This is a genomic window from Pedobacter sp. (genome assembly GCF_040513095.1).
GTDB lineage: Bacteria > Bacteroidota > Bacteroidia > Sphingobacteriales > Sphingobacteriaceae > Pedobacter.
In genome coordinates, this window is record NZ_JBEVDX010000188.1 from 1 (window position 1) to 8,869 (window position 8,869).

Here is an 8,869-nt window from a genome sequence, read left to right on the forward strand (position 1 = left end):
GCTTCATTGGTGTCATCAGCCTCCATTCCGGCATTTAACAGGGGGCAGCCACCTTCTGTAAAGGCCAGTTCTTTGCTCTTGGTGATCACGAGCGCATGGCGGTATAATTTCTCAGGATAATCCTTTCCTTCGCTTACAAAAGCATTTATTTTGTCACGGCGCAGTTCTGCGATGTATTCAAAAGTGGCCAGGGCTACCTCTTCCTTATTTTCAAAATTTCCATAAATACTGCCCTTCGTTAGCCTGGTCGCTTCGGTAATATCAGACATCGCAGTGCCGGCATAACCCTTCCGGTTGAAGAGGTTTGCCGAAGTTTCGATAATAAACTGCCTTGTACTTTCAGATCTCGGTTGAAATTTCATCCCACAAATATACTAAACGGTATATGAATAGAAAGCCTCTGCAGGTATCAAAGTATAAACCTCACACTGTGATCTGGCAAAACAATCCCACATTCAATCATAAATCATATCAATTGAATTAACAATTGAACCCTTTTGACTTACAATAAAATATAAACATACAAACATAGAATATAGCGGTGTTTTATGCCTATCATTACATCTTATAAATTTTCCCAATGTTTGAAAACATTATCAAAACACTAAAAAGCAACAAGGGAGAAATCCTCGAGTTATGGATGAAAAACCAGCTGGCAGACTCGGTCCTTACTGAAGACCTCATCAGCCACCAGGAACTGAGAAAACAATCAGAAGAACTGGTCAATGCCCTGGTAAATAACCTCAATGAAAATAGTATCAACGATAGTCAGTCGCCCGATTTCGATCAGTTAACTGAACTGCTGGGCGGAATCTCTATATTACGAGCACGTCAGGGTTTCAGCCCGAGAGAAACGGGCTCATTCATCTTGAGTCTGAAAGAGGCCCTGCTTGAAATACTGAAAAAAGAAATTACTGATATAAACGAAGTTTACCAGGAAAGCTTAAAGCTCAGCCGACTGCTGGATAACTTTACGATCCTCACTTTCGAAACCTTTATCAAAGGGCGCGAAGAACTGATTATGCGTCAAACAGATGAAATCACAGATATATCAACCCCGGTAATTAAAGTATGGGATGGCATTCTTGCACTTCCTATAATTGGAACACTTGACAGCGCCAGGACACAGGTTGTGATGGAAAATTTGTTGCAGGAGATCGTAAAAACAGGCAGCGGGATTGCAATCCTTGATATCTCCGGTGTCCCTACAGTAGATTCACTTGTTGCACAATACTTGCTGAAAGCAGTTAGCGCAACCCGCTTGATGGGTGCCGACTGTATTATCAGCGGCATCAGACCAGAAATCGCACAGACTATCGTTCATCTTGGTATAGATCTTTCGCAGGTGATCACTAAAGCCACACTGGCCAGTGCTTTACAATATGCATTTAAATTACTACGCCTGGAAGTAAAAAAAACATCTCTGGCAGCCCCGGGATTACTTAATCAATAAATAAATGGAGAGAATTCCTATTCTTAAAATGGGGCCGTTCCTTCTGGTGACGATACAGATTGACCTGTATGACCGCCTGGCATTAAATCTGGAGGAAGATCTGGTGAAAATGGTTGAGACAACATCGTCGAAGGGTGTTTTAATTGATATTTCAGCGGTGAGTATCGTTGACTCTTTTATGGGAAGGATCCTGGGAAATATAGCAAGCATGTCCAGGTTACTGGATGCGCAAACTGTTGTCGTAGGTATGCAGCCCGCAGTAGCAATCACACTTGTCGAACTCGGGTTACAATTAAACGGTGTTTACACTGCATTAAACATGGAAAAAGGCATGAACTTATTGAAATCCAAAATGGATATCAGTATATCCCCCCAGGACGATGGAGATTACTCCTTTGAGTAGGGATACACTGGTGGTGGCTAATGACCAGGACGTGGTCCCCTTCAGGAACAACGTAAAGCTGCATGCAGAAAGAATTAAAATGGGACTGATCAATCAGACCAAACTGATTACCGCGGCCAGCGAAATGGTTAGGAATATGCTCAAGTATGGAAACGGTGGAGTGACGGTAATTGAGATAGTCACAAGAGGTATTAATAAAGGTGTAAGGGTTACCTTTGCCGATAAGGGCCCCGGCATCGAGAATATACCTCAGGCCATGCAGGATGGGTTCTCTACGGGGAAAAGCCTGGGTCTGGGTTTACCAGGCACAAAAAGGCTGGTTAACGAGTTTGACATTAAAAGTGGCCCGGGTGTAGGAACTACTGTGACCATTATTAAATGGGCCAATGGTTGATGCTACACATACCCGTTTCGAAGCAAACGACAGGAGTTATTTTTCCATTATCAAAAAGGATATACGTTTAAAGGCAGAAAGAGCTGGATTCACAGACAAGCGGCTTGGAGACCTGGATCTTGTAGTTTCTGAAATGATTTCCAACCTGCACAAATATGCTGTAGGCGGGGAAATATTGGCCGGGCTTTTTAAGGAAGGTGATAACCAGTACATCGAACTGATTTGTATTGATAATGGCCCTGGCATGGCTTTTCCGCAGAAAATGCTGGAAGATGGTATTTCTACAGGTAAAACTTTGGGAATGGGCCTTGGGAGCATTAAAAGGCTTTCCGATAAGTTTGATATTTATTCAATGAAAGACTGGGGAACATTGATTCTCAGCCGCATCTATAAAAACAGTACCAGAAAACAACAGGCAGTAAATCCTGTGATTGATATCCGCCCCGTTATTGTCACTATGCCCGGACAGATTAAAAGTGGTGACGGGTTCTATTACAAAACTACAGACCAACACTTTAAACTCCTGGTAGCAGACGGCCTCGGTCATGGCGAAGAAGCTAATCATGCAGTAAATGAAGCAGTACAGGCCTTTAGGGCATGCCCCTTCCACTCTCCTGCCGAGATCATCAGACATATACATCAATTTATTCGTGGCACCCGCGGAATGGTGGGTACAGTCGTTGTTTTCGACTTCGGTACCAGAAAATGGAAGATAGCTGGTGTTGGCAATATAAGCACGAGGATGTCCAACTTTCTGGATAACAAAATGCTTATGTCGCACAATGGGATTATCGGCCTCAACATCCCTAATACCATTAACGATCAGGAATTAACGGCCGAGAAGTACCATCAGGTTACATTGTGTTCTGACGGCATGATCTCACGCTGGGAGACAAACAAACTGATAGGTATTAACCGATGTGACCTCAGTATCCAGGCAGCGGCAATATATAAAGAATTTGCACGGCAAACAGATGATATGTCTGTCGTGATGGCAAAAATTAATATCAGATGATACATCTTGTTCAGGTAGCACTCGAAAATGAAATGGACCTCACGCTTGCGTACAAGAAGTCAAATAAGGCAGCGGCACTTATAGGATTATCCATTTCTACACAAACGGCATTTGCTACCGCCGTTTCAGAAGTATGCCGCGAGATTATTGATAAAACCCACGAGGGTTCGCTCAGCATAGAGATCCAGGGCAGTAACGACCGCCATGATCTGGCCGCTGTGATTACTTACCTTGAAACTGAGGGCGTAGATAACCTGAGGGAAGGCCTGCAACATGCAAAAAAGCTGGTGCCGGTTTTCAATCATTCCATTATCAACTCAAGGGGCAAAATTGAGCTCAAACTGAACATCCCGCGTTCAGCAAAACTCAGCAACGAAAAAATGAAGGCTATCAAAAGTTATTTCGAACTTGTTGAGCCCAATACCCCCTACGAAGAACTAAGGCAGCGGAACACCTTATTATTCCAGATCAACGAGCAGTCAGAAACTGCATTGAGGCAGGCAGAATATCTGAACGAGCAAAAAAACGAATTCCTTTCTGTTGCAGGGCATGAACTTAAAACTCCGCTGACCATCCTGAGGGCTTATACCCAGATGGCATTACGTTCGGAATGCAGCCCGGCAACCCTCGCACACATCAAAAAAGTAGATACCCAGGCCTTAAAACTACAGACCATGATCCTGCAGCTGCTGGATATATCCAGGATTGAAAAGGGAATTGCTGATTACAATATCGAGCTTGTAGATTTCAACGGATACCTGAATGATATGGCCGACCTGATCCGTCTGCTGGTACCTTCACATGAACTGCTCATTACGATGGATGAAAGCCGGATGGTGAATATTGATAAACTGAGGATCGAGCAGGTTTTTATGAACATCGTAGGCAACGCCGCCAAATATTCGCCCAGTGGCGAACAGATTATGCTGGATACCAGATTCCTTGACAATGGCGATTTGCTCATCTCTGTAAGGGATCAGGGTATTGGCATGTCAGAAGAGGATCTGCACAAAGTATTTGAGAAGTTTTACCGCGTACAGGATATCACCACATTATTCAATGGCCTTGGTATGGGCTTGTTTATCTGTTCAAAGATCATCACTGACCATGGCGGTAAGATCTGGGTTGAAAGTATCAAAGGGCAGGGAAGTACATTTTTCTTTACACTCCCCGCCCCCGTTGAATTCAGCTGAGCAGCGCCCAACACAGCAGCTCAATTTAATTCAGCTGCCATACATTATTTTTACGGTTCACATCAGGCAGTTTATGCTCAGGATCCAGCTCTGCAGTTTTCACCTTTTTGCCTGAAGCAATTTTCAGTACATACGTCTTATTGATCAGCCAGGTCTCTACCGGCAAGACCTGGTTGTAAACAGTACCATCCGTAAAAGTCACCAATAGCTTCACCGGCATCACCATTTTCTCCAGATTGGCCAGTTTTACCTGTACAAATTTTTTGTCTCCTGTACCACTGTAAGTAACATCCAGTACAGACTGGTCCAGTTTCCAGTTATTGTAGAACCAGCCCTTCCAATACCAGGAAAGGTCTTCACCGGCACCATTTTCCATCGCATGAAAGAAATCACTGGGCGTTGGGTGTTTATAGGCCCAGTCGGCAATGTACTGTTTGAAAGCATAATCAAATCTTTCAGGCCCTAAAATCTGCTCGCGCAGCAGGATCATTCCAAAAGCGGGTTTGAAATAAGCAAATGCATGTCTGTATTTTTCTGCGATCGCATCGGCAGCAGTCATGATTACCGGTGCATCGGGGTCAGTAATAAAAGGAATGATCTCATCGGCAGGGTTTCCCTGGTTTTCAGCATATTCACTATCCCTTTTTGGTGCATACTCACCTTTATTGAACGCGTCAGAGGCATATACATCTATGAAAGTGTTGAAACCTTCATCCATCCATGGATAGCGGCGTTCGTCTGAACCAACGATCATCGGGAACCAGTTATGACCGATTTCATGCGCTGTCACCCAGAACAGTTCTTTTCCTTTATCGTTGATCCCGTCGAATAGTATGCCCGGGTACTCCATTCCTCCCGCTACACCGGCTTCGTTTACCGCTACTGGATAAGGGTAAGGATACCATTTCGACGAGAAATGTTCTATTGAAGCTTTCAGGTATTCTGTTGAACGCCCCCATCTGTCATTACCCGCACTTTCTATCGGATAAACCGACATGGACAGTGATTTTTTTCCTTCCGGCAGGTTGATCCTTGCGGCATCCCAGATGTAGGCCTTTGATGCGCCAAATGCCACATCACGTGTATTTTTCATGATAAAGTGCCAGGTAAGGTTTCCCTTCTGTACAGGTCTGCTGGCAGGATCTTTCAATTCTGCCGCTGTCCTTATCATTACTGTCTTGTCGCTGTTCTTTGCGGCATCCATCCTTTTGTTCTGCAGGGCAGTAAGCACCTCTTTAGGGTTTTGCAGTTCACCCGAACCGGCAACGATCATATCCCAGGGTACAGTAATCTTGTAATCGAAATCCCCGTATTCGAGATAAAACTCGCCACTGCCTAAAAAGGGCAGCGTGTCCCAGCCTCTCGAATCATCGTATACACACATTCTCGGGTACCACTGCGCAATTTCAAAGATCTTCCCGTTTTTCGTTGCAGTGAAATCGGTACGGTTACCAAAAGCTCCAGGAACGGTATACGTATACTCGATCAATATATTGATTTTTGCACCCCCTGCTCCTAAAGCTTCAGGCAGGCGGATCTGCATTCTTGTATCGGTAATCACATAACTGGCAGGCTGTTTCTTGCCGTTCAGCACAATCTGTACCGATTTAAACTGGTTCCCTTCAGTGCTGTCATCAAAACTGTATCCCGCACCTGTAAATTTTGAGCGCGCGTCTTTTTTGTAGATCTGCTGGTCTATCTGCAGCCATAGTGAACTCAGTACATTAGGGCTGTTATTGGTATATGTAATATTTTCTGTAGCTGTCAGCGTATTCTCGACCGTATCAATTGCAGCATTAATCTGGTAATCCGCATGGTTCTGCCAGTATTTGGGACCAGGCCTGCCTTCCGCCGTGCGGTACTCATCGCCCCGCTGGGTATAAAAGTTGGGCGAGAATATTCCGGATGGCTGGTAGCTGCCTGCTGCCGGTTTTGTTTGCGCATAAGCGGAGGATACCAGTGCCGTGCAAAGTGTAATCAGTAAAAGGTTTTTCTTCATCATTTTAGTTCATGATTTTTCTCATGTGGGTTTAATCATCACAATTCTGAAAGCTAAAGTACAGAATGAAATTCCAAATAAAATAAATCCGCTCATTTACAGGTTTTTTTTTTCAAATAAAAGCCGCAAGTTTGCCTACTCCGTTAAAATGAAAAGAAATGAACGATAAAAAAGGATTTACTACCACGATATTACACTCAGACCGCCTCCTGAAACCAGAATTTGGTGCATTGCACCAGCCTATCCATACTGCTGTGACCTGGGGCTTCGAAGATGTGCAGGGACTGGTCAACGTATTCCAGAATAAAGCCAAAGGGTATGCCTACTCCCGTCAGGGAAATCCGACAGTTACCGCCCTGGAGCATAAAGTGACACAGATGGAAGATGGAATGGCAACGGTAGCTTTCTCTACAGGGATGGCCGCCATTTCCGGAACTATATTAGCCCTGCTTAAGGCGGGCGATCATATCATTGCCAGTTCTTATCTATTTGGCAATACACGCAGTGTGATGCAGACCTATATGGATATGGGCCTGGCAATTACATTTGTTGATGCCACTTCCATAGAAGAGGTCAAAAATGCTTATCAGGAAAATACCCGGATGGTGTTTGTAGAAACGATTGCCAACCCGGCCACACAGGTTGCAGCCCTGGGGCCAATCGGTGATTTTTGCGAAGAAAAAGCTATAATATATATGGTGGATAATACCATGACCTCTCCATATATCTTCCGTCCCGTTACGGTAAAAGCCAGTCTTGTGATCAATTCGCTTACCAAATATATCGGCGGCCATGCAGATGCACTGGGGGGCAGCGTAACGGATACAGGTTTATACAACTGGGTAAACTTCCCTAATATTGCAGAGGTTTTGCGTGAGCAGATCCGTCCGGAGATGCTGGGTATTACCCAGATCAGAAAAAGAGGCCTGCGTGACAGCGGAGGAACCCTGGCTCCAGAAGCAGCGCATACCATATCAGTAGGTTCAGAAACTATCGCGCTCAGACTGGAAAGAGCAAGCGCCAATGCCCTTGCCCTGGCTCAATATCTGGAGGCACATCCATTGGTAAGCAAAGTTTATTACCCGGGCTTAAAGAGCCATCCGCAACACGAACTTGCCACAGGCCTTTTCAAAGGTTACGGCGGGCTGATGAGTTTTGCACTCAATGATGGCATAGATTGTTTTGCTTTCCTTAACAGGCTTAAACTGGTAATCAAATCAAGTAACCTGGGTGATACCAGGACCTTAGCTATACCGGTAGCACATACAATATTTTTTGAACTTGGTGCAGAAAGACGTGCGGAAATGGGTATCCCAGATTCAATGGTCAGGCTTTCTATAGGGATTGAAGACCAGAAAGATATCCTGAATGATTTTAAAACTGCGTTTGAAGGTTGTTAAAAAAACTTGTTAAGGCATAAATATTTCTAAACCTTAACAAAAAGTATATCTTAGTAGCTCCATGAGATATCTATGACAAGCTTAAATTCAGAGCAGGAACTTTTTAAGTCGCTGGTTGAGGCCTATCCGATACCCAGCGCAGTTTATATAGGAGAAGATATCATCATTAAGGCGGCCAATCAGGGCATGCTTAAGTTTTGGGATAAAGATGCATCCCTTATTGGCTGGTCACTAAGGGATGCCCTGCCCGAAGCAGTGTTTCGACATTTTGTAACTGCTGCAGAACAGGTATTCAATACCGGAATTACCTATCATCATGAAGAAGACCGGATGCTGCACCTGCCAGATGGAAGCCGGCAGTCATTCTATTTCAGCCACACCATAAAAATACTGAACAATCCGGAGGGCAAAGCTGCCGGCCTGTTACATACCGTTAGCGATATCACCGAGGAAGTCAAGGTAAGGGCGCGGGAGCAGCAGTTGTTATGCCTGGTAGACCACAATGCAGACCATATGTCTGTAGCCGATATGGAGGGCAATCTCATCTATATGAATGCCGCAGCAAGAAAATTACTGGGTGTAGATGCAGAAACCGACGTTACTACACTGAGCGCAAATGACTTTTACACAGCTGCAGAGCTCAGGCGCGTGCAGGAGACAATTATTCACCAGATTACAGAACATGCAGGCTGGCAAGGAACCATCCGTTTAACAAACCGCGTTACGGGAGAAGAAATCCCATGCCATGTCAATTACATCCTCATCAAAAATAATGAAACGGGCGAAGTTATAGGACGTGGTGCTACCCTGCGTGACCTGCGTCCTGAGATCAAAGCCAAGGCGGAATTACAGCGACTGGCCATGATCGTAGATATCAGTGAAGATTTCTGCAACTACTGTGATATCAATGGTAATACCATTTACCTGAATGCTGCCGGACTCAAACTGATCGGTATGGACAAAAAACGGATGACTTCCAGCAATCTATACCAGTACCATTCAGCAAAGTCTG

Annotated in this window: 9 protein-coding genes; 7 read left to right on the forward strand and 2 right to left on the reverse strand. The window is 44.6% G+C overall.

Annotated elements, in window-relative coordinates; all coding sequences use genetic code 11:
* A partial coding sequence (locus ABWY16_RS20815) for a TetR family transcriptional regulator (protein ID WP_353906591.1) occupies positions 1 to 362 on the reverse strand: 362 nt, incomplete at its 3' end.
* 218 nt (positions 363 to 580) lie between these two features.
* On the opposite strand from ABWY16_RS20815, the gene ABWY16_RS20820 reads away from it, so the two are divergent.
* The 5 genes from ABWY16_RS20820 to ABWY16_RS20840 are packed head-to-tail and all read left to right on the forward strand — an operon-like array spanning position 581 to position 4,458.
* The gene (locus ABWY16_RS20820; RefSeq protein ID WP_353906592.1) at positions 581 to 1,453 is read left to right on the forward strand and encodes an STAS domain-containing protein; all 873 of its coding nucleotides are present in this window, start codon (positions 581 to 583) and stop codon (positions 1,451 to 1,453) included.
* Positions 1,454 to 1,457: 4 nt separating this feature from the next.
* Complete coding sequence (locus ABWY16_RS20825) at positions 1,458 to 1,856, forward strand: STAS domain-containing protein (protein ID WP_353906593.1); 399 nt, start codon at positions 1,458 to 1,460, stop codon at positions 1,854 to 1,856.
* The gene (locus tag ABWY16_RS20830) at positions 1,834 to 2,250 is read left to right on the forward strand and encodes an anti-sigma regulatory factor (RefSeq protein WP_353906594.1); all 417 of its coding nucleotides are present in this window, start codon (positions 1,834 to 1,836) and stop codon (positions 2,248 to 2,250) included. The genes ABWY16_RS20825 and ABWY16_RS20830 overlap by 23 nt, the downstream gene beginning before the upstream one ends.
* On the forward strand, positions 2,243 to 3,265 hold the full coding sequence (locus ABWY16_RS20835; RefSeq protein ID WP_353906595.1) for a SpoIIE family protein phosphatase: 1,023 nt from the start codon (positions 2,243 to 2,245) through the stop codon (positions 3,263 to 3,265). Before ABWY16_RS20830 ends, ABWY16_RS20835 begins: the two co-directional genes overlap by 8 nt.
* Positions 3,262 to 4,458 (forward strand): sensor histidine kinase, encoded by a 1,197-nt coding sequence (locus ABWY16_RS20840; protein ID WP_353906596.1) that lies wholly within the window; start codon positions 3,262 to 3,264, stop codon positions 4,456 to 4,458. Before ABWY16_RS20835 ends, ABWY16_RS20840 begins: the two co-directional genes overlap by 4 nt.
* A 25-nt stretch (positions 4,459 to 4,483) precedes the next feature.
* On the opposite strand, the gene ABWY16_RS20845 is transcribed toward ABWY16_RS20840, so the two are convergent.
* Positions 4,484 to 6,460: a M1 family metallopeptidase gene (locus ABWY16_RS20845; RefSeq protein ID WP_353906597.1), complete on the reverse strand. Its 1,977-nt coding sequence runs from the start codon at positions 6,458 to 6,460 to the stop codon at positions 4,484 to 4,486.
* A 155-nt stretch (positions 6,461 to 6,615) separates the two neighbouring features.
* Here ABWY16_RS20845 and ABWY16_RS20850 point away from each other — a divergent pair, with 155 nt between their 5' ends.
* Both ABWY16_RS20850 and ABWY16_RS20855 read left to right on the forward strand, forming a co-directional pair.
* Positions 6,616 to 7,857 (forward strand): cystathionine gamma-synthase family protein, encoded by a 1,242-nt coding sequence (locus tag ABWY16_RS20850; RefSeq protein ID WP_353906598.1) that lies wholly within the window; start codon positions 6,616 to 6,618, stop codon positions 7,855 to 7,857.
* A 72-nt stretch (positions 7,858 to 7,929) separates the two neighbouring features.
* Positions 7,930 to 8,869, forward strand: a 940-nt coding sequence (locus tag ABWY16_RS20855) for a PAS domain-containing protein (protein ID WP_353906599.1), incomplete at its 3' end; no start/stop codon positions are given.